The sequence below is a fragment of the Proteiniphilum sp. UBA5463 genome (assembly GCF_002427225.1).
Classification (GTDB): Bacteria; Bacteroidota; Bacteroidia; order Bacteroidales; family Dysgonomonadaceae; genus Proteiniphilum; species Proteiniphilum propionicum.
On sequence record NZ_DIQL01000027.1, the window covers coordinates 40,717 to 60,759 of the forward strand.

Annotated in this window: 16 protein-coding genes; 4 read left to right on the top strand and 12 right to left on the bottom strand. The window is 44.0% G+C overall.

The window, feature by feature from the left end; all coding sequences use genetic code 11:
• Nucleotides 1-9: 9 nt before the first annotated feature.
• The gene (locus B3B27_RS04795; protein ID WP_238869175.1) at nt 10-1,761 is read left to right on the top strand and encodes a RagB/SusD family nutrient uptake outer membrane protein; all 1,752 of its coding nucleotides are present in this window, start codon (nt 10-12) and stop codon (nt 1,759-1,761) included.
• Between the two features lie 133 nt (nt 1,762-1,894).
• Here the strand turns inward: B3B27_RS04795 and B3B27_RS04800 are convergent, their stop codons facing one another.
• The 10 genes from B3B27_RS04800 to B3B27_RS04845 form a co-directional block, all read right to left on the bottom strand.
• Nucleotides 1,895-2,536 carry a WbqC family protein gene (locus B3B27_RS04800; protein WP_286833570.1) on the bottom strand — a complete coding sequence of 214 codons (642 nt, stop codon included), beginning with the start codon at nt 2,534-2,536 and terminating at the stop codon, nt 1,895-1,897.
• Nucleotides 2,533-4,002, bottom strand: coding sequence for a signal peptidase I (gene lepB / locus B3B27_RS04805; RefSeq protein WP_238869177.1), 1,470 nt, complete (start codon nt 4,000-4,002; stop codon nt 2,533-2,535). Before lepB ends, B3B27_RS04800 begins: the two co-directional genes overlap by 4 nt.
• A gap of 22 nt (nt 4,003-4,024) precedes the next feature.
• The gene (gene dapB / locus B3B27_RS04810; protein ID WP_238869178.1) at nt 4,025-4,744 is read right to left on the bottom strand and encodes a 4-hydroxy-tetrahydrodipicolinate reductase; all 720 of its coding nucleotides are present in this window, start codon (nt 4,742-4,744) and stop codon (nt 4,025-4,027) included.
• Between the two features lie 116 nt (nt 4,745-4,860).
• A complete protein-coding gene (locus B3B27_RS04815) occupies nt 4,861-5,946 on the bottom strand; it encodes an AMP-binding protein (RefSeq protein WP_238869181.1) in 1,086 nt (361 codons plus the stop codon).
• A gap of 1 nt (nt 5,947) precedes the next feature.
• The gene (locus B3B27_RS04820) at nt 5,948-7,003 is read right to left on the bottom strand and encodes an o-succinylbenzoate synthase (RefSeq protein ID WP_238869182.1); all 1,056 of its coding nucleotides are present in this window, start codon (nt 7,001-7,003) and stop codon (nt 5,948-5,950) included.
• Between the two features lie 11 nt (nt 7,004-7,014).
• Complete coding sequence (gene menB, locus B3B27_RS04825) at nt 7,015-7,836, bottom strand: 1,4-dihydroxy-2-naphthoyl-CoA synthase (RefSeq protein WP_238869184.1); 822 nt, start codon at nt 7,834-7,836, stop codon at nt 7,015-7,017.
• 152 nt (nt 7,837-7,988) lie between these two features.
• Entirely contained in the window at nt 7,989-9,665 is a 1,677-nt protein-coding gene (gene menD / locus B3B27_RS04830) for a 2-succinyl-5-enolpyruvyl-6-hydroxy-3-cyclohexene-1-carboxylic-acid synthase (protein ID WP_238869185.1), read from the bottom strand.
• A 9-nt stretch (nt 9,666-9,674) separates the two neighbouring features.
• Nucleotides 9,675-10,748 carry an isochorismate synthase gene (locus B3B27_RS04835; RefSeq protein WP_238869187.1) on the bottom strand — a complete coding sequence of 358 codons (1,074 nt, stop codon included), beginning with the start codon at nt 10,746-10,748 and terminating at the stop codon, nt 9,675-9,677.
• The gene (locus tag B3B27_RS04840; RefSeq protein ID WP_238869188.1) at nt 10,745-11,977 is read right to left on the bottom strand and encodes a Cof-type HAD-IIB family hydrolase; all 1,233 of its coding nucleotides are present in this window, start codon (nt 11,975-11,977) and stop codon (nt 10,745-10,747) included. The genes B3B27_RS04835 and B3B27_RS04840 overlap by 4 nt, the downstream gene beginning before the upstream one ends.
• Nucleotides 11,978-11,998: 21 nt before the next feature.
• On the bottom strand, nt 11,999-13,012 hold the full coding sequence (locus tag B3B27_RS04845) for an NAD-dependent epimerase/dehydratase family protein (protein ID WP_286833573.1): 1,014 nt from the start codon (nt 13,010-13,012) through the stop codon (nt 11,999-12,001).
• Between the two features lie 298 nt (nt 13,013-13,310).
• Here B3B27_RS04845 and rnr point away from each other — a divergent pair, with 298 nt between their 5' ends.
• A complete protein-coding gene (rnr, locus tag B3B27_RS04850) occupies nt 13,311-15,455 on the top strand; it encodes a ribonuclease R (protein ID WP_238869190.1) in 2,145 nt (714 codons plus the stop codon).
• A 354-nt stretch (nt 15,456-15,809) separates the two neighbouring features.
• Here rnr and B3B27_RS04855 read toward each other — a convergent pair whose 3' ends face one another.
• Together B3B27_RS04855 and B3B27_RS04860 are read right to left on the bottom strand one after the other, a co-directional pair.
• Nucleotides 15,810-16,718, bottom strand: coding sequence for a glycosyltransferase family 2 protein (locus tag B3B27_RS04855; protein WP_238869192.1), 909 nt, complete (start codon nt 16,716-16,718; stop codon nt 15,810-15,812).
• Nucleotides 16,705-18,168 (bottom strand): lipopolysaccharide biosynthesis protein, encoded by a 1,464-nt coding sequence (locus tag B3B27_RS04860; protein WP_238869193.1) that lies wholly within the window; start codon nt 18,166-18,168, stop codon nt 16,705-16,707. Before B3B27_RS04860 ends, B3B27_RS04855 begins: the two co-directional genes overlap by 14 nt.
• A 209-nt stretch (nt 18,169-18,377) precedes the next feature.
• Here B3B27_RS04860 and queG point away from each other — a divergent pair, with 209 nt between their 5' ends.
• Nucleotides 18,378-19,298 (top strand): tRNA epoxyqueuosine(34) reductase QueG, encoded by a 921-nt coding sequence (gene queG, locus B3B27_RS04865; RefSeq protein WP_238869196.1) that lies wholly within the window; start codon nt 18,378-18,380, stop codon nt 19,296-19,298.
• A 23-nt stretch (nt 19,299-19,321) separates the two neighbouring features.
• Nucleotides 19,322-20,043: Holliday junction branch migration DNA helicase RuvB (gene ruvB / locus B3B27_RS04870; protein ID WP_414703309.1), on the top strand; the 722-nt coding region annotated here is incomplete at its 3' end.

Sequence of the window (20,043 nt, forward strand, 5' to 3'; positions counted from 1 at the left end):
TAGATAACAATGAAAAAAAACAAATACATATTATACGTTATGGCAACGTTGGTGATGGGATTCATAAGTTGTGACTTTGATGAACTTCCACCCGATAAAATTGAAAAGGGAAAGTTTTTCAGTACCGCTAATGCCAGTTCGTTGGAGCAATATTGTAACTGGTTTTATGAGAAAATGATTACCGGACACGGTAATCCGCAAGACTATACTATGGGCGGAATGCTCAATTTAGACGCCGATGCCGATCAAATGCTCACTTGGGAGAAAAATGATGTGGCTTTCGGCCATCACGTTGCACCTACCGACAAAAATAATACACCGTGGGATTGGGAAGTGGTACGCGCCTGTAACGATTTTATCCAAAATTATGATAAGTCACCTGAAACAGATGCCATCAAGAAAAAGTATCTGGGTGAAGTGCTTTTCTTCAAGTCGTGGGAGTATTTCAATAAGGTGAGAACGTATGGAGACGTGCCATGGTATGAAACTGTACTTTTACCGGGTAGCGAAGAGTTATACAAAGCCCGTGATTCACGTACGCTTGTTATGGATAATGTTTTACGTGATATTGATTTGGCAATAAGTTACCTGCCTGGGAAAACCAAAGTGAGCCGTGTAAGTAAAGATGCTGCTATTGCTTTAAAAGCTCGCATTTGTTTATTCGAAGGCTCTTATCGTCGTTATCACGGTATTGAAGGCGATGTTAAATTTTTGGAAGCAGCTTATGCTGCCGCCGGTGAATTAATGAAGCCTGAGTACGGTTATAAATTATTTGAGGGTAGTAAACCTTCAAAATCCTATTACGAATTGTTTATTCAATCTAACTACAACAATAATAAAGAAGTTATTTTGTCAAAAGAATACGATCCGGCAATTGGAAAAGGAAACAATGTTTCAAGGCAAATGTCGCGTGGAGAAACCCCTATTGGTATGAGCCGCGAATGCATGGAAAACTATTTGTCAATTGACGGGAAACCCTATGCTTCTTCACCCTTACACTCTGTAGGTGAGGGAATGATTAAAGAGTTGAATAACCGTGACCCTCGATTATTGCAAACGGTAGCTACTCCAGAGCCGGGAGAATTTACGTATTTATTGAAAGGGAATCGACCGGCAATTCAAAAGATTGTTGCTACAAAGGGTAATAGTGGCGCTTGTTCTACAGGATATTCTATAATAAAATATTACAACGAAGCTGAAGACGTTTCCGAGCACCATAAAGGAACAGTAGATGCTCCTGTCTTCCGTTTTGCCGAGATTTTGTTGATAAGAGCTGAAGCCGGAGCAGAGCTGGGTAAAGATCCAGAGTTGGATAAAACCGTAAACGCTTTGCGAGCACGCGTTGGCTTTAATGTGAAACTGACATCATCGCCCGATGCCGACCCCCGTTTGGTGGAGCAATACCCGATGATTAAAGGCAGTAATGCAAATTTGATTCGTGAAATCCGTCGTGAAAGAGGCGTTGAATTGTTTGGAGAAGGCGTTCGTCGTTACGATTTGATGCGCTGGGCAGCCGGACATCTCTTAGCCAATAAGCGTCACGGAATGATTATTGATCCGACTCTATACACGGCAGAAGAAGTAGAGGAATTGAAAAAAGGCTTTGATGTTACGGATGTTACAAAACCGATAGACATTTACAGTGCTCGTGTAACCACTGCCCCTATGTTTGTTGCTCCTAAAAACTATCTGTTTGCAATTCCTATCAATGAAATTGCTTTGAACCCGGCATTAGCTCCAAATAATCCCGGTTGGGAATAATTGGTTCCGGATGTAACTAAATGAAGGAGGGTGAAACGCATTATGCATTTCACCCTCTCGATTTTTGGACCAACTCGATGTTGTTTATGTTGTGTTTGTTTTACTGTTCAGCTCCGGACCATATGGCCTTCTGCTACCATATGCTTTCTCTTAAATATAACCGGGACTCATTGCCCATGTTAAAGAGAAGATCTATGATGCTGAGATTGGGGATAAAACCATTTTTTTTAGCAAATACCTGGTAATAACGGGGAGCTATGAAGTCCGAAGGTTTTTTGGGATGTATTGCCTCGCGGAAATCGAAGATGTCCTGTGATTGGGCCTTTGCATATTCTGTGGTATAGTTCACTGTTGTATCAATGCCGGTGAGGCGGCAGACAAGCTCTCGCAACTGCTCGTTGAAATCGTGCAGGAATCTATGTTTCCCCCCCTCGTAAAAAGGGCGGAAATCATCTTCGTAATATTGAAAAAAAGGTGTTGAGTTATAAGCCGAAATAATGGCATTCCAGTGCAGATGCCGCCAATTGCCATGCTCGGCAATGCGGATATCTTTCATTTTGCATTTTGCCGTTTCCGGCTTTTCAATTGGTATACTAAGTGATAGTGCCCCATTGGCTCCGGCTATGGTGCATCGGTTTCGGTACGACTGTTTTTGATAATTGTCCTGAATCTCTATTAAAGCACCACTGCTCTGAAACAGTGCGGCATAATACTGTACAGGTGCAAGATAAAGAGATGGCAGAAGAATTATTCCCGCGTGATGCCTATCTGTCATGCCGGTATTTTCGCACTTCGAAACAGCCTCTTCCATCTTATCTTACCTTCAAACCACCCCTTGTCTTTTTCCAGCGACAGCCATATAAGGAAGGGTTGTCCCACTATATGGTCTTCGGGTACAAATCCCCACACGCGTGAATCGGCGGAGTTATGGCGGTTGTCACCCATCATAAAGTAGTAGTCGAACCTGAATGTGTACGAATCTGCCTCGTTACCGTTGATATAAACTTTTCCGTTGCGAAAGGCAAAATCATTGCCTTCATAGTTTTTAATACATCTTTCATAGACTGCAACTTTTAATTGTACGTTGGTATCGAAGCTGATGGTAGCTCCTTTTTTGGGAATCCATAGCGGCCCGAATGTGTCGCGGGTCCACCCGGTATCGTAATTGAGAGGATAGTAGTAGTTCAATCCCGGTTGTTCACTCTCTTTGATAACATCCCAGACGAATGGTTTTGCCTTCATCTTATCAACCATTTCACCGGTCATAGGGATGCTGAAATAGACTCTTCCGTTATTACCATTGCGTGGATACAAACCAAACCATGCCATGCTCAGGCTGTCTGCACCATCCAGATCTTGTGTGCGGGTAACTACCTGTCCGTAGTTGTCCTGTGTGAAATAATCGGCCTTGTTAATACCCAGGTCACTGAAAACATCGTCAGCAATAACTGTTCCGTCTGTGTGTATTATATAGTTGTGTTGAGCGAGTCGTGGGTTGGGTAGGAATGAACTATCAATAAAAACGGAGTCGTTTCTCAGTTCTATGGTTTCTCCGGGGAGACCTATACAGCGCTTCACGTAATTCTCACGCCTGTCCACAGGGCGATAGACTATCTCTCCGTAGGTGCGCCTGTCTGACCGTACTCCGGCACTGCCGTTGGAATTGTGTTTGGCGAGCGTGTAGAAATCAACTCCCTGCTGGTTAAGAGCGACAGTGTCGCCGGTAGGAAAGTTGAATACTACGATATCGTTTCTTTTAACCTTTCCGAAACCCTTTAGCCGGTTGTATTTCCACTGAGGCTTTTCGATGTACGATTTGCCGCCTACTATCGGCATGGTGTGCTGTGCCAGCGGGAACGACAAAGGCGTTATGGGCGCCCGCGCTCCGTAACTGAGCTTGCTCACTGCCAGGAAGTCGCCAACCAGCAACGATTTTTCAAGTGATGATGTGGGTATCTGATAGTTTTGAAAGAAAAATGTGTTGATGAAATATACTGCAATCAGTGCAAACAGAATAGCATCGACCCATTCCATGGTTTTGCGGAATGTTTTATTCTTAGATTTCTTCCAGAAAGACCAAGGTATGAATTTGGTGATATATATATCAAATACAAGAAAAATAAAAAGCAATATCGCCGGGGTATGTGCCCATATCGAGAATAGTATTGTTATCACAACCCATACGACAAGCCAGAACCATTGCCGGCGTGTAGCATTAGAAAATCTCTCTTTTAATGTCATATTTGTAAATTGATAATTATGTTTAAAAAGTTCCCAGCAAATTTTTCATACCAAGGAATCCTTTTTTATCTTTTGTGAACTCTGCAGCAAGTACAGCACCAAGGGCAAATCCCTTGCGGCTTTTGGCATCATGAGTGATGCGTATGGAGTCGGCGTCAGATTCATAAATAACTGTGTGGATGCCCGGTATCTCTCCTTCACGAAATGCCTTTATCTGCAACTCTTCGTGAGAAACGGGTTCATCCAGTACCCATCTCTCTTTTCTGCCGATATACGCCATGATGCCGTCGGCAAGGGTGATAGCTGTTCCACTTGGCGCATCAAGCTTGTGTATGTGATGAGTCTCCTCAATGCGCACATCGTAATCGGGATATCGGTTCATCAGCTTAGCCAGATAGTTGTTGAGAGCAAAGAATAGATTAACCCCCAGGCTGAAGTTGGATGCATAAAAAAATGTTTTTCCGTTTTTGTCACACTCCTCTTTTATCTCGCTTAGGTGTTCAAGCCAACCGGTGGTTCCCGATACTACCGGTACGTTGGCTGCAAAAGCCTGTTTGTAGTTTTGCAGGGCGCTTTCGGGTGAAGAGAATTCGATTGCAACATCGGCACTTTTAAACTCCGGAGTGCTGAACTTATGCTCTTCATTAATGTCTATTATGCAGACAATATCATGACCTCTGTCCCGGGCAATTTTCTCTATTTCATGCCCCATCTTTCCGTAACCGATAAGTGCTATCTTCATATAATCTTCTTTTTAGATGAGCAAAAATACAAAATTAATGTATATATCTTACCCTTGGCAACGATAGATTTATTTTATCTTCTCTAAGTTGCATGTAATTAGCGTATTGACATTGGTTACGGCCGGTCCCCCATGACTCCGGAATGAATTGCCAGCTGTCTTGTTGCTGTGCGGCTGATCTTTCCATTTCCCGTTTGCGGAATGGCAGTTACGGCGTAGATGTGTAAAGGCTGCAAATAGCGCGGAAGAAGCTGCTCTATTGCTTTCCTGACAGAAACAGGAGAGACGGGCTGTTCCACAAGCAATACAATTGCTTCACCCAGCCTTGGGTCCGGTATCGATGTGATCGCAAAGTTGCCTGTTATATGAGAGCTTAATACCTGCTCAATTTCCTCTATCTGTACTTTGATGCCTCCCGTATTGATTATATTGTCTTTCCTTCCTGTAATGCGGAAGCTTCCATCTTGACGAAGTTCAGCCACATCGTTTGTTTTTAATGGGCCATCGGTAACCAATGGGGCATCTACTATTAGCGTATTGTCATCTGATAATGTAAGTGAAACTGTTGGGAAGGGGGTATAATAAGAGCTGGCTTCGGTCCCGTTTATTCTGCGCAGAGCTATATGGGAAAGAGTTTCGGTCATTCCGTAGGTCGAGTAGATAGCATTCGGAAAATCTTTCAGCGCTTTTTCAATTTTCTCATTAATTGCCCCTCCTCCTATTATCAGATGTTTTATTTTAGATAACCGTTCTCTCTCTTTATCCCGCTTAAGGGAGTTATATACCTGTAACGGCACCATTGCAGCAAAGTCGAACGTGATATCTGTACCGAGAAGCGGATGGCCTGATGGCTTCACAAGATAGAGGTCCAGCCCTGCATATAGGGCACGTACTACCATCATCTTTCCTGCAATATAATCTAACGGAAGGCAAAGCAGCACCTTGTCATTTCTTTTCAGTTCGAAGAAGTCGCATGTGATCTTTGCGCTTTGCAGCATCTGTTCTTTGCGCACGATAATCTCTTTAGGCACACCTGTAGATCCGGAAGTGTTCAGCCGCATTGTTGGAGTCCCGGAGAACCAATCCTTCAAAAACATATACAGTTGGTGATGAAAAGTAGATTCACCGGTGAAACCGGTTTTCCGGCCTTCTTTAAAATCTTCTTTAGTATAAGCTATTCCGCCGATAATAATTTTGTCCATATCATGAAAAGTATTCGAACACATCCGGCATCCCTCCTTTCGGGTTGAACCACAACATGTCTCCCCTAATTTCCAAGGGCATCGGTATATTGTTTATATACAGCATTCCTGTTCCTAATCCCTGCGGCAGTGAGTTGTTGAATGTTGAACACCACTGGGCAATACTGTTCAGTCCCACGTTCGATTCAAGCGCAGATGTTATCCACCACGCAATGTCCATTTCGCCGGCAAGCTCCATCCATTCGGCACATCCGGCAATTCCTCCATGTAATGATGGCTTAAGTATAATATATTGGGGACGGATTGTCTCAAGCAGCTTTCTCTTTTCAGCAGGATCGTTAACTCCTATCAGCTCTTCATCCAAAGCTATGGGTAGCGGTGAGGATTCACATAACCCGGCCATCTCATGCCACTGTCCTGCTCTAACAGGCTGTTCTATGGAGTGTATACCAAGCCCGGCAAGCTGATGAAGCTTCTCCTTAACATCCCCTGGTGAGAAGTTCCCGTTAGCATCTACGCGCAATGTCACTTCACGTTCACTATAACGGCTGCGTATAAAACGAAGCAGGGCTAGCTCGCGGTCAAAACCAATAGCGCCGATCTTGAGTTTTACACAGTTAAATCCCCTTGCCAGTACCGATTCTATCTGTTTTAACATATCGGCATACTCACCCATCCAGATAAGCCCGTTTATAGTTATGCCCTCTTCACCACGGCTGAACGGGCTATCCCATAGCTGCCATCTACGTTCCCTATAGTGCCGCATAGCTGTTTCCAGCCCGAAAAGGATTGACGGGTAATTACGGAGTAATTCCGTATCAACCCTCTGTCTCTCTTCCGTTATCTTACAAAAAGTGGCCAGCCTTTCGGCGTAATGGGCATCATAATCACAGCTAAGATCGTGGAGCGGCGCACATTCTCCTACTCCGTAATGATGTTTCTCCTCCTCGTTTCGGAAAACCACATACCATACACTGTGTTCGGTATAAACACCTCTTGATGTGCCTGCCGGCTGTTTGAACAGGAGTGTATGTGGTATGATCTCTATCCGGAACATATTCTATCAGATTAAGGAAATTTGGGGAATTGTGTAAAATCCGGTTTACGTTTTTCAAGAAATGCCTGCTTGCCTTCCTGTGCCTCATCAGTGAGATAATAAAGCATGGTTGCATCACCTGCCAGCTCCTGTATACCGGCCTGACCGTCCAGTTCGGCATTAAGACCCGCCTTTATCATGCGGAGCGCTAGCGGGCTGTGCTGCATCATGGCTTCTGCCCATTCAACCACCTCATCCTCTAATCTTTCGTATGGAACCACCTTGTTTACAAGTCCCATTTCAAGCGCCTCTTGTGCACTGTACTGGCGGCAGAGGAACCATATCTCGCGGGCTTTTTTCTGCCCTACGATACGGGCAAGGTATGACGACCCGAAGCCGGCATCGAAGCTGCCCACACGGGGACCTGTCTGTCCGAAGACAGCATTATCAGATGCTACAGACAGGTCGCAGACCACATGCAACACATGTCCTCCTCCGATGGCATATCCGTTCACCATTGCAATAACAGGTTTCGGGAGCGATCTGATCTGTTTTTGAACATCCAGCACGTTAAGGCGTGGAACGCCATCCTTGCCTATGTATCCACCCTTACCCTTTACATTCTGATCACCTCCCGAGCAAAAAGCCTTGTCTCCAGCCCCGGTAATAACTATTACGCATATATCGGCTTCTTCACGGCATATACGCAAGGCATCGCTCATCTCTCCGGTGGTATTGGGAGTAAAGGCGTTACGATACCGCGGCCGGTTTATCGTAATCCGTGCTATCCCGTTATAAAAATCAAAAAGAATATCTTCATACTCTTTAATAGTCTTCCATTCTCTGTTTGTCATTGATCTGTTTTTATTAAAATTAGTTTTTCCTGCTCTTGATAATTCAAGTAAAAAAAACAGTTGTTATCTTGTAAAGGCATAATACAAATAAATTATCTTTCTGCACATCTTTTATCGAAAACATTTAAGACAAGTTCATTCTCAGTGTCCACTTATCGGGAACGTTGTTTTTTTGTTTTTTGTTGATGATAATAAGATTTTATCTGTTCTGCGTTTTTTTCAATGGATGTAAAGACTTCAAGCAGAACAGGTTTCTCGCTCTCCATGCCGATGAATTGCGGCAGATGCCGTTGCAGCTCCTCTGCATTACGGGCGGAAAGATAGATAAATCCCTGCTGTTGTGCCCAGCTTCCGGCCTCGGTTGCATGTGCTGCCGTAATGTATTCATTCAACACTTCCGATCTGTTCAATCCCGGAAGAATGTGAAATATCTCACCTCCGCCGTTATTATTCAGCATTATACGCAGGTTGCTATCCTTATAATTATTCCAAAGGCCATTTATGTCGTAGAAGAAACTCAGGTCGCCAATCAGCAGAAAGGTGAGCCTGCCCGAAGAAGCAGCATACCCAACCGCTGTTGAGAGCGACCCGTCTATTCCATTAGTCCCCCTGTTACAATAAAGGCGTGTGGAAGGCGGAACATCGAACAATTGCGCCAGTCGCACGCTATTGCTGTTCCCTAATTGGAGGGAGGCATCTTCCGGCAGCTTCTGCATAAAAGCTCCTACCGCGTAAAGATCGGAAAATGCGGCCTCCGGCCTGGTGACTGATGCACAATGTCTTTCCCATATGTCACGGAAACCCTTCGCCTCCGTATTGGGCGGAATCTCTGCCAAATAGTTAAGAAATGTTTCATCATCGCTCCTGACAATGTCAGTAACTCGTTGAAAAGTGTCTGTAACCTCTCCTGAAGGTGAAATATGCCAGTGTTCGCTGATATCTGCCGAACGGATGAAATGCTTCAGACGTTTGGAAACAATATGTCCTCCCAGTGTTATCACCAAATCGGGTGTTAGCTCTTCCAGTTCTTTTCCAGAAGCCGTATAAAGTACTATGTCGAAAGGAGAAGTCTCCTTTACGGGGATGTTTGAGAGCTGTTCCGACAGCACTACTACTCCCGATATCTCGCGGAGTTTATACAGGATGTTGGCCAAGCCGTTCTCAGGAGGCAGCTGCCCGGCTATAATCATACGTTTCCGATAGCCGGCAAATCGCCGGTCATAACCGTCTTCCCTGTTTATTATGTATCCCGGTACAGACTGGCGTATTACACGTACAGAGGGAAGGGTTTCCCTGTTGAAGCCAAACAAGGGTTCGTCCAAAGGAATATTTATATGTGTAGGGCCTTGAACAACTGAGCTCAAGGCAAGTATTGCTTCATTGATAAGCCGGTTACAATACCATTCTTCTTCATCATCTGCTATCTGAGGCAGTTGAACCGAACAGCGTGTTATCTCCTTGAATATATTGGCTTGCGGGACAGTTTGCCCATCCATCTGTCCGATCCATGCAGCGGGACGGTCTGCGGTGATTACCAAAAGCGGCAGTTGCTGATAAAAGGCTTCTGCTACGGCCGGACCCAGATTCAGGGCAGCAGTACCTGAAGTACAGCATACTGCCACAGGTTTGCCCGAAGCTTGTATTACACCCAATGCAAAAAAACCGGCACTCCGTTCATCTACTACACTGTAGCAAGTGAAAAACTTATCTGTAGCGAAAGAATGGATGAGAGGAGAGTTTCGCGATCCAGGAGACAATACAATATCGGTAATGCCATGCGCTTTGAGCAGCGCCACTAATTGTAAAACATTCTTTTTTTCTGAGTACATACCCGCGACTTATTCAAGTATATCTAACATAGTCTTTAGCTTATGCTCTGTCTCTTCCCATTCGTCATCCAAAGAAGAAGTGGCGAGCAAGCCTCCGCCGGCAAACAAAGTAAGCGATTTTTTTTCAATTTGCATACATCTGAGGTTTACATAGATTCCGGTTTCTCCATTCGTATCCAGCATACCAAGGAATCCAGAATAGTAACGGCGGTCGTAACCCTCATTATCTTGAATAAACTGGCAGGCTTCATTTTTAGGAAGCCCCGATACTGCAGGAGTCGGATGGAACGCATTTAACAAAGTTCCGGCCTTCGATTTGTCAGGAATACAGAAGCTTAAATCTGTGCGCAGATGAGCCAGGTTGCCCGCTTTAACTGTGTATGGGCCGTTTATCCCCGGTGTTATGTTAAAACAAGAGAGCTGCTTTATAAGGTAGGAAGTTACAAGGTGCTGCTCCCTGAGATTTTTGTCGTCCCACAACACATCGCTGTTGCCGGAATAGTGGGTTCCCGCCAGGGCGACGGTTTGCCACCTTTCTTTTGCTCCAGACAGGAGTACTTCTGGTGAACTCCCCAGCCATGTGCCGCTTTCAGGTGTATGGAAAAGATACACATACGATTGGGGATATTTTTCTACTGCTTTGAAGAATGTGCGCCCTGGCGAAAATGCTTCTTCACTGTCAATTGTCTTTCTCCTCGACAGTACCAGCTTTTTCATTTTGCCGTTTAACAGTGGTTTTTTGAATAGTTCGAACAAGATACTATACTTTACCTTGTCAGTACTCTCATACACCTGCGGTTTGGTTTTCCGTTGCTGATTCTCCGGAATAACAATATTCATTTCCGGGAGGCTGGTGCAATCAGGCCGTATCACTATAACGGGTAATTCTGCAGTTACCCGGAAAGGAGCGATTACAAATCCATGCTGCCCGTTCAGGTCATCAACATTCCCAAAAAGAGAAGGCGCCCCGTTTGTTTGCATAATAAACCGGGGGGCGGTTTCTTCTGGCAGCCTGAATATTGCAAAACATCTGTCTTGCTCTATAAGTGCATCCAGGGTGTGATATGCATTCTGATCTCTCATCTTTTTCTCAATACGCTGTTAACTACTCTGATGGAAGAGATTAATTTGTTGGTAGATGTGAAAACATCCACATTCCATATATGCGAGGAGCGGCCTTTATGAATGATTGTTCCAATGGCTCGTACCGTATCTCCTTCGTGTGCGGAAGATATGTGATTGCCACTGAGCTGCATGCCTGCAACAATTTCGTCAGGTTCGCAAATAATCATCGAGCCGAGTCCGGCTACCGTTTCAGCAAGCGCCAACGTAGCGCCGCCATGTAATATTCCAAAAGGCTGGCGTGTTCGTTTGTCTACCGGCATCACAGCTTCAACACGTCCTTCCGAAGCGTAGGTATATTGAATTCCAAGATTGCCCATAAGCGTATCGCGGTTACCTGCGTTCAGCTCGTCAAGCGAAATATCTGCCGGACGGGTACTGGCAATGAGAAGTTTCTGTACCGCGGTAGCTACTCCGTTATTATCATTGTCCCCGGTTATATAGTCGGCACAGGCTTTGATCGAATCCCGCGCATTACCCATGGCAACCCCAAAGCCTGCAAGCTGAAGCATTGAAAAATCTCTCCTGCCATCACCTATTGCCATTACTTCTTTTGCATCTATTCCAAGCTTTTCTATCAATACACCCAAGGTATTTCCCTTGTCAATAAACTCCGGTACTACTTCAAGGAAGAACGATTCGGACCGGTATACATCAAGGACGCCTGCCAGACGCTTTCTCCAGTAATCTTTCAGAGCAACTAGGGCTGTTTCGTCATCACTTGACAAAACACACTTGCAGGGTGAAAAATCCACTACTGAAGAAAGGTTTTTTACCGGAACAATTTCCAGGCCATTAAGTGCTGCTTCGTCCTGAATATGCTTGTCGCCCGGTTTAGTCGTTATAAGCTGGTTGTTATGATAGGTAAAGATACCAAAACCGTTCTTCTGAGCTTTCTTTTCCAGATAAGGAATCATTGACGGGTCTATTCTTTTTTCGAATATAACCTTGTCGTTACCAACATCAATAATCTGGCCACCATTATAAGAAAGTATGTATCCGCCCCATTTCTTAAGTTCAAGTTTTTCAATCAGATGGCGCAGGCCATAGGCAGGGCGCCCCGAAGCCAATACAATGCGCAGCCCCATGTGTTGAACTTTTAAAAGAGCTGTCAAAGTCTGTTCCGACAGCTCTTTCTTACTGTTCACCAATGTGCCGTCTACATCAAGAACCAATAGTTTGTATTTCATATGACTAATCTGTTGATGTTTTTACAGCCATCCCTCTTTTTTATACCATTCAATTGTCTTCTCTATCCCTTCTCTCAGCTTCCACTTGGGTACAAAGCCGATATCATCTTCCAGTGGCGAAATATCGCAAGCCCAGTTGCGTTGCTTCATAATGAGGTATTTGTCTGTGTTGAACGTTGTCGCTTTACCTGACAACCCGGATACTTTTTCATTTATCCATGCTGCCGGCTTCACAAGCCAAAGCGGGACCTTTAACCGCAACACATGCTTTTTTTGAAGCGCTTCCTGCACTATGCTATTGAATTCAGTGTCTGTGTACAGATCTCCGTCTGCAACAAAATACTCTTTTCTGCGGATACCTTTTTCAATAAGAGTGAAAATAACGCTCACCAGATCATCGCTGTAGATAAATGACAGAAGCTGCTTTTTAAATCCTGCACCCACATTCAACCCACTCTTCACTGCCTTCATAAGGATAAGGTAATCCTTGTCTCGTGGCCCGTAAACACCGGTCGGGCGAAGTATCAGGTAAGGGAAACCGTCAAGGCTTTTGATATAGTTCTCAGCTTTCAGCTTACTCTTACCATAAGCTGTGTTCGGTTTGGGAAGGTGGGCGGAGTTTAATGGCGTGTAGTTGATTTCGTCGCCTACGCCAATGGCACTGAGCGAACTCATCAACACAAACGAGTCGGGTAGGGCATCGATCTCAAAAAGTGCATCCGCTAAATGTCGTGTCTGTTCATAATTCACCTTGTCGAAATCCGACTTATGGAGGGCTTTCGTCAGGCCTGCAACATGTATAATATGATCAAACCTGCCATGTTCATTCACAAAAGTGCTGAGTTGCCCTTTCAGTATCTCTTTATCGGTATAATCCAAGACGATAAAGTGAATTCGCTCATCCTGCAAATATTGCCGGTTGCTGCTGCGGCGGATCCCGGCCCAGGTGTCGTAACCCAGACTGAGGGCTTTGTCAACGGCCGTGCTCCCAATAAATCCGCTAGCTCCGGTTATAAGAATTTTCTTGTTATTCATCATTTAATCTGTATATGCCTGTTTTTATATACTGAACTTTTATTATGTATTAATGCGGGCTGTAATTGTAATACATGCGAAAGTTGAATTATATAATTTCAGACAGAACCTCTGATGATTATTTAAATCATGCCGGTTTTACTAACTGTTACGCAAAAATAGTTATTATGTCAGGATTAGAAAATTAAGATTCACTAAAAACGAAACATTATTGAAAATGCAGGAAAGAAACCAAAATTTTTATTACTTTGCACTCATAAATTGTGAATGCAATTTTTTTGAATGAAAACAACCGATTATGAGAAAAAAAACTACGACTATTCACCCGGTTACAAAACCCAGAAAAAAAGACCTCATCGCTTCCGTTACAGATTTTCTAGCGAAGAATAAAGATAAACAGTTTAATTACAAGCAGATAGCAGCCGCGCTTAACATCCGTGGCGAAGAGGGGCGGCGTGTACTGATAAATGTACTCGACAAACTGCGCGATGATGATGTACTTCTGGAGTCATCACGTGGGAGATACCGCATAAATAACCGTGGATTGTTACTTGAAGGAAGGTTCGAACGAAGGAGCAACGGCAAGAATTTTTTTGTGCCCGACGACGATGGCAATATCATATATATTCCAGAACGCAACAGCAAGCATGCCATGAATGGTGATAGAGTAAAGATACAGTTGCTGGCAAAGCGCAAACGTGCCGAGACTGAGGGAGCTGTTGTCGATATCCTGGAACGTGCACAAAACCGCTTTGTCGGTGTACTGGAAGTTCAGAAGCATTTTGCTTTTCTTGTGATGGACAGTAAATTCCTTTCGAACGATATTTTCATTCCGAAGGAAGAGTTAAATGACGCAAAGAACGGAGACAAGGTAGTTGTTGAAATTGTTGAGTGGCCTGAGAAAGCCAACAACCCAGTGGGGAAAGTGATAGATATTCTTGGGGTACCCGGTCAAAACGATACCGAGATGCACGCCATCCTGGCTCAGTACGATCTGCCATACAAATATCCTGAAAAAGTTGAAAAGTTTGCTGATCTTATTCCCGATACATTTGACAAAGGAGAATTTGACAAACGGGAAGATTTTCGGGATGTGTTCACCATTACCATCGACCCGAAGGATGCAAAAGATTTTGACGATGCGCTTTCAATCCGCAGGATATCTCCCACACAATGGGAGGTAGGAGTACATATTGCCGATGTTACTCACTATGTGAAACCTGGTGACCTGATCGACAGGGAAGCTGAGAACAGGGCTACCTCGATATACCTGGTGGACCGTACCATCCCCATGCTTCCTGAACGGTTAAGCAATGAATTGTGTTCATTAAGGCCCAATGAAGAGAAGCTCTGTTTTTCGGTTATATTCAATATGAATGAGAAAGCGGAGATACAAAAATCGCGTATCGTACGTACGGTCATCCGTTCAGATAGCCGTTTGACCTATGAGGATGCCCAAACAGTTATTGATACGGGAAAAGGTGACTTCAGCGATGAGATACTGAGCCTCAATTCTCTTGCGCAGCAACTTCGTGAGAAGCGTTTTGCGAACGGAGCAATTAACTTTGAGCGCTACGAAGTGAAGTTCAACCTCGATGAGAATGGCAAACCCCTGGGTGTGTTCTTTGTTGAATCGAAGGAAGCTAATCACCTTATAGAGGAGTTCATGCTTCTTGCAAACCGCACGGTCGCAGAAGCTGTTGGCAAAGTGCCCAAAGGCAAAAAAGCAAAAACTTTTGTATATCGCATACACGATGTCCCAGATCCTGAAAAGCTGGATACGCTGAATACCTTTATTCTTCGTTTCGGCCATAAAATTAAAACAGAAGGTACAAAAATAGATGTGGCTAAAAGCATCAACTCTCTTCTGGATAAGGTGCAGGGACGGCCCGAAGAGAATTTGGTTGAGACGATAGCTATCAGAACAATGTCTAAAGCAGTCTATTCTACAAAGAATGTGGGGCATTATGGTTTGGCTTTCAACTACTATACACACTTCACCTCACCCATACGACGATATCCCGATATGCTTGTACATCGTCTGCTGGAGCGTTATCTTAACAGTGAAAAGAGTGTGGATCAGGGGCCTCTGGAGGAAGAGTGTGAGCACTGCTCACAGATGGAACAGGTTGCAGCCAACGCTGAGCGGGACTCAATAAAGTACAAACAGGTTGAGTTTATGTCTGACAAGCTGGGAAAAGTGTATGATGGCGTTATCTCCGGTGTGACTGAATGGGGCATCTATGTTGAAATAAATGAGAACAAGTGCGAGGGGATGATACCGATTAGGGAGATGGATGATGATTTCTATGAACTGGATGAGAAAAATTATCGTCTGATAGGTCGTCGTACAAAAAGGGAGTACCGCCTTGGTCAGCCGGTCACCATCCAGGTTGCCAGGGCAAACCTGGAGAGGAGGCAACTTGATTTCATATTTGCATGATTGAAACGGGGTGATACGAAAACCTGCACTTTTTTGTAAAACAGCATTAATGAGCCTATTTTAATAAGTCATGAATAAGAGTTCTTGGATATTCAACAGGCTGATATACATGGCAGTTTTATAGTAATATTGAAGTAAATGTTTTTTATCATTTTTCAATCAGCAAAAAACAATTGGACTATGGCTGGTCGTAATGTATTGACGAATAATGCATTATGTCCGGTGGACGTTGGTTTTGCCGGACTGTCTTATGGAAAAGCTACTTACTGAAGCGGATTCCCTATTCCATGATTTCAGTCCCCTTTTGGCACAGCGCTGATTCGACGCCCGAAAGGATATCCTGATGCGGGTTACCTATTTCATAATTTCAGTCCCCTTATTATTTCGCGTACGGCATATGGCTGAGCTTTTTCCTATAAGCCGGAATATAATGGATATGTACTCTTTAAAATCCGCATACTTGCCCGAGAAAAGTGCAAGCACGGCTTTCTTCAGAGCGGCAAGAAGGCTGTATGCAAAAGCTTTGAAATATGAATATGTCGGGTTTACCGCTTCAGTCAAAAAATAGACATATTCCGAATAAAAATATTGTGTGCGGCTTAAGGTACGGGCTTCTCTGTCGTGATATCCAAAGGCAGACCTGACTATTCCAATCTTATATCCCAGCTTTTGAACACGTAGCACAAAATTACGGTCTTCCCCATAATGGGTAAATATTGGTGCGAACCCCCCCGCATCTTTCAAAATTGAAACTGGAATCAACCACATGGCCGCATTTATAAAAGAATATTCTACTATCTCAGAAGGGAGATGCAGTGCCTCTTCACGGTTTTTTATCCCTGTATAATCTGAGAACCCGTAATCGGCGGAACTGCCTCTCCCATTCAGATGAACGGGAGATATAATTGCGTAGCAACGGTTACTCTTCGCTGCTATCACAAGCCTCTCAAGCGTATCTTTCTCAATCCATGCGTCCTGGTTAAGCAGGAATACATATTCGAAACCTTTCTCAATGGCATATTTAATGCCTATATTGTTGGCTTTGCCAAATCCAAGATTCTGCTTATTCTCAATGAGTACAACATCAGGATATTCACTTTTAATGGTTTCGCATGTGGAGTCGGCCGAATTGTTGTCTATAACCAGAACAGTTGCACTCAATGTGGATGATTGAACCGAGGGTATGCATTTGTGAATCCAGGGCTCAAAATTGTATGAAACAATTATCACACATACCAAGGTGTTGTTGTCAGGATTTTTCATGTTTTTTTCTTTTGGAAGAGAGCCACTCCTCAATCTCTTTGGCCATCTCCAGCTTAAACAGGCGGCACAACAACAGATAGAGTATGCTTACAAGCACAATGTTGATGACAAGAAAGAGGTAATTCCCTGTTATATTCAGGGTGATTAAATATCCCACTGCACAGCTTACAAACGCTACCAGGGCGTAAGGTAAGGCATCGGTAAGGAATTCGAGCAACGAATAGTCAACTAACCTTCCTGATAAAACCAGAGAGATTATAAGGGTAATATATGTGTATATCACCCAGCTTGCTGCCAGGCCAATTATACCGTAACTGAAAAGCAGGGCAATAAGCAGCACAAGAATTATGCGACGTACTATCTCAACCCCGAGAAAATAGTTAGCTTTCTCTCGAGAGATAAATAGTTCGTTCAGTACAAATGCAAATGGTGATATCACTCCGGCAAGGCATAATATCCTGAAGTAAGGCACAGCTGGCAGCCACTTCTCTTTGAACAGAATAGCGAAGGCAGGTTCTGCTATCAAAATCATCAGAAATCCCGCAGGAAAAGAGAGGAAAGCGAGAGATTTGATCATTTTGCTCAATACCCGTTTAAGCCTCTCTGTCTGATTGTTGATCTCCGGTAGGATAAGCATCGATACGGAACGAAAAGAGTTGGATAGGATACCAAAAGGGATATCCTGATATTTACTCGCCTGACTGTAATATCCTACCTGTTTCATGGAGTTGGGATAGAAGAAAGCGATGATGCTGGGGTAGATATTGTTGAAAACTGCGTTTATTACCGATGTAAGCAAAAGCTTATTGCTAATGCCCATGAAAGAGCGTAAAAGCTTTAAGCTGAATATCATCACCGGCTTCCATTTCGAATAAAACCAAAGGAAAATGGTGCGGAAAAAGGCTAAAAGAACTGTTTGAACTACCAGTGACCATACGCCGTAACCATTCAGTGCCATCACAATTGCCACTGAAGCTGCAATAAGTAGTGCGGCAATATTTATCCTTGTAATTCCCCTGAAATCGGCTTTCTTTGTCAGCAGTGTCTGCTGTATTATACCTCCTGAATTGAATATCAGTGACAAGAAGAGTATTCGCGAAACAGGTTCAATGCGAGGTTCGTGAAATATCTTAGCCAGAAAGGGTGCCGCCAAAAATAGAATCACATACAGCAGTAGAGCGAGTGAAATATTGAAATAAAAAACAGTGCTGTATTCTGCCGTCGAGATGGTTTTTCTGTTCAGCAATGAACGTGTAAAGCCACTGTCAATAAGTAATCCGGAAAAAGCGATAAACAGAGCCAGTGCACCTATCAATCCATATTCCGATGGATCCAAAATTCTCATAAGAACAATGCTCGTCCCCAGATTGATCAGTTGCTGGCCGAACTTATCGGCAAAACTCCAGAAAAGAGAAACGGTTGTTTTTTGTTTTAACGTTGATTCCGCCATTAGAGGTTATATTCCCTGTTATAACTGCAAAAGTACGTAACTTTTTGTATTTTTGAAGCCTATTCTATTCACAGTTCGGTAAATATTTATTGAACACCCATCTGTACATAGAAATAGGACATGTTTTTTAAAATTCTGTTCGCTATTAATAATTAAACAGATGTTGTTTTTTTTGAATAATACAAGACTATTATTTGTGTTTTTGTCGAATGACCTTTTCTGAAGAAATAAAGCAATATGCCTTTTCACTTGGTTTTGATGCCTGTGGCATCAGCAAAGCAGAAGAGAGTGGGGAAGAGGCCCGTTATATGAAGTGGGTCTCGGAGAATAACCATGCCGGGATGAAATACCTGGAACGCAATATTAGCAAGAGGCTTGATCCGCGCCTCCTTGTTGAAGGAGCAAAATCCATTATTTCGGTCGCCCTGAACTATTACCCCCACCGGAAGCTGCCTGATAGCGTGCCGCAGTTTGCTTACTATGCCTATGGGAATGATTATCACATTGTGGTCCGTCAAAAACTGTTACAGTTGTTTGAATTTATAAAACTTCGTTTTCACGGCGTTTCAGGAAGATATTTCACAGACTCAGCTCCTGTGCTGGAACGCTTCTGGGCTGCTCAGGCCGGACTGGGATTCATCGGGAAGAACACTCTGTTGATTATTCCAGGCAAGGGCTCTTTTTTTTTCCTTGGGGAGCTGATTGTCGATCTTGAGCTGGATTACGATGCTCCTGTCTCGCACTCTTGCGGGAAGTGCCGCCGGTGCCTCGATGCCTGTCCCACGGGAGCCATCGAAAAACCTCACTGGCTCAATTCAGGGAAATGTATCTCATATCAAACCATTGAGAATAAATGCGAGATATCACCGGAAATTTTGCCACTGTTAAGCAATAACGTTTACGGATGCGATATTTGTCAGAAGGTGTGTCCATGGAACAGGTATGCCCGGCCACACAATACGCCGGAACTTAATCCCTCGGATGAATTCCTTTCGCTCGATTACGAGAGGCTTCAGGAGATGAATGAAGATACCTACCGGCAGATTTTTCGCAATTCATCTGTAAAAAGGGCAAAATATTCCGGGTTAAAAAGGAATATAGAAGCAATTTCCAAAACTCGCTATAAATAGCTATTTTTGTACAAGATTAAATGATGGAAGAGACATTCGACATACATAGCAACCGGGATTTTCAGGAAAGTGAGCGTGAGTTTGAGAATACTCTGCGCCCGCTAACCTTTGGAGGGTTCAACGGCCAGGACAAGATAGTGGAGAACCTGAAGATTTTTGTGAGTGCGGCACGCATGCGTGGCGAATCGCTCGATCATGTGTTGCTGCACGGGCCTCCCGGCCTTGGAAAAACCACATTGTCAAACATTATTGCTAACGAACTGGGTGTTGGGTTTAAGGTGACATCGGGGCCTGTGCTCGATAAGCCCGGCGATCTGGCAGGCGTACTTACATCACTTGAAAGGAACGATGTGCTTTTTATTGATGAGATACACCGTCTTTCACCGGTGGTTGAAGAGTACCTCTATAGCGCCATGGAAGATTACCGCATAGACATACTTATTGATAAGGGCCCCAGTGCACGCTCAATACAGATCGACCTGAATCCTTTTACCCTTGTGGGGGCAACCACCAGGAGTGGATTGCTTACAAGCCCTCTGAGGGCACGGTTTGGAATTAACATGCACCTGGAATATTACGATATGGATACCCTTACCGGTATTATCCTGCGTTCGGCTGATATACTTCATATTGGCTGCGAAAAGATTGCAGCAGAGGAGATAGCTTCACGAAGCAGGGGGACTCCCCGTGTTGCCAACGCGCTTTTGCGCCGTGTACGTGATTTCGCTCAGGTAAAAGGGAACGG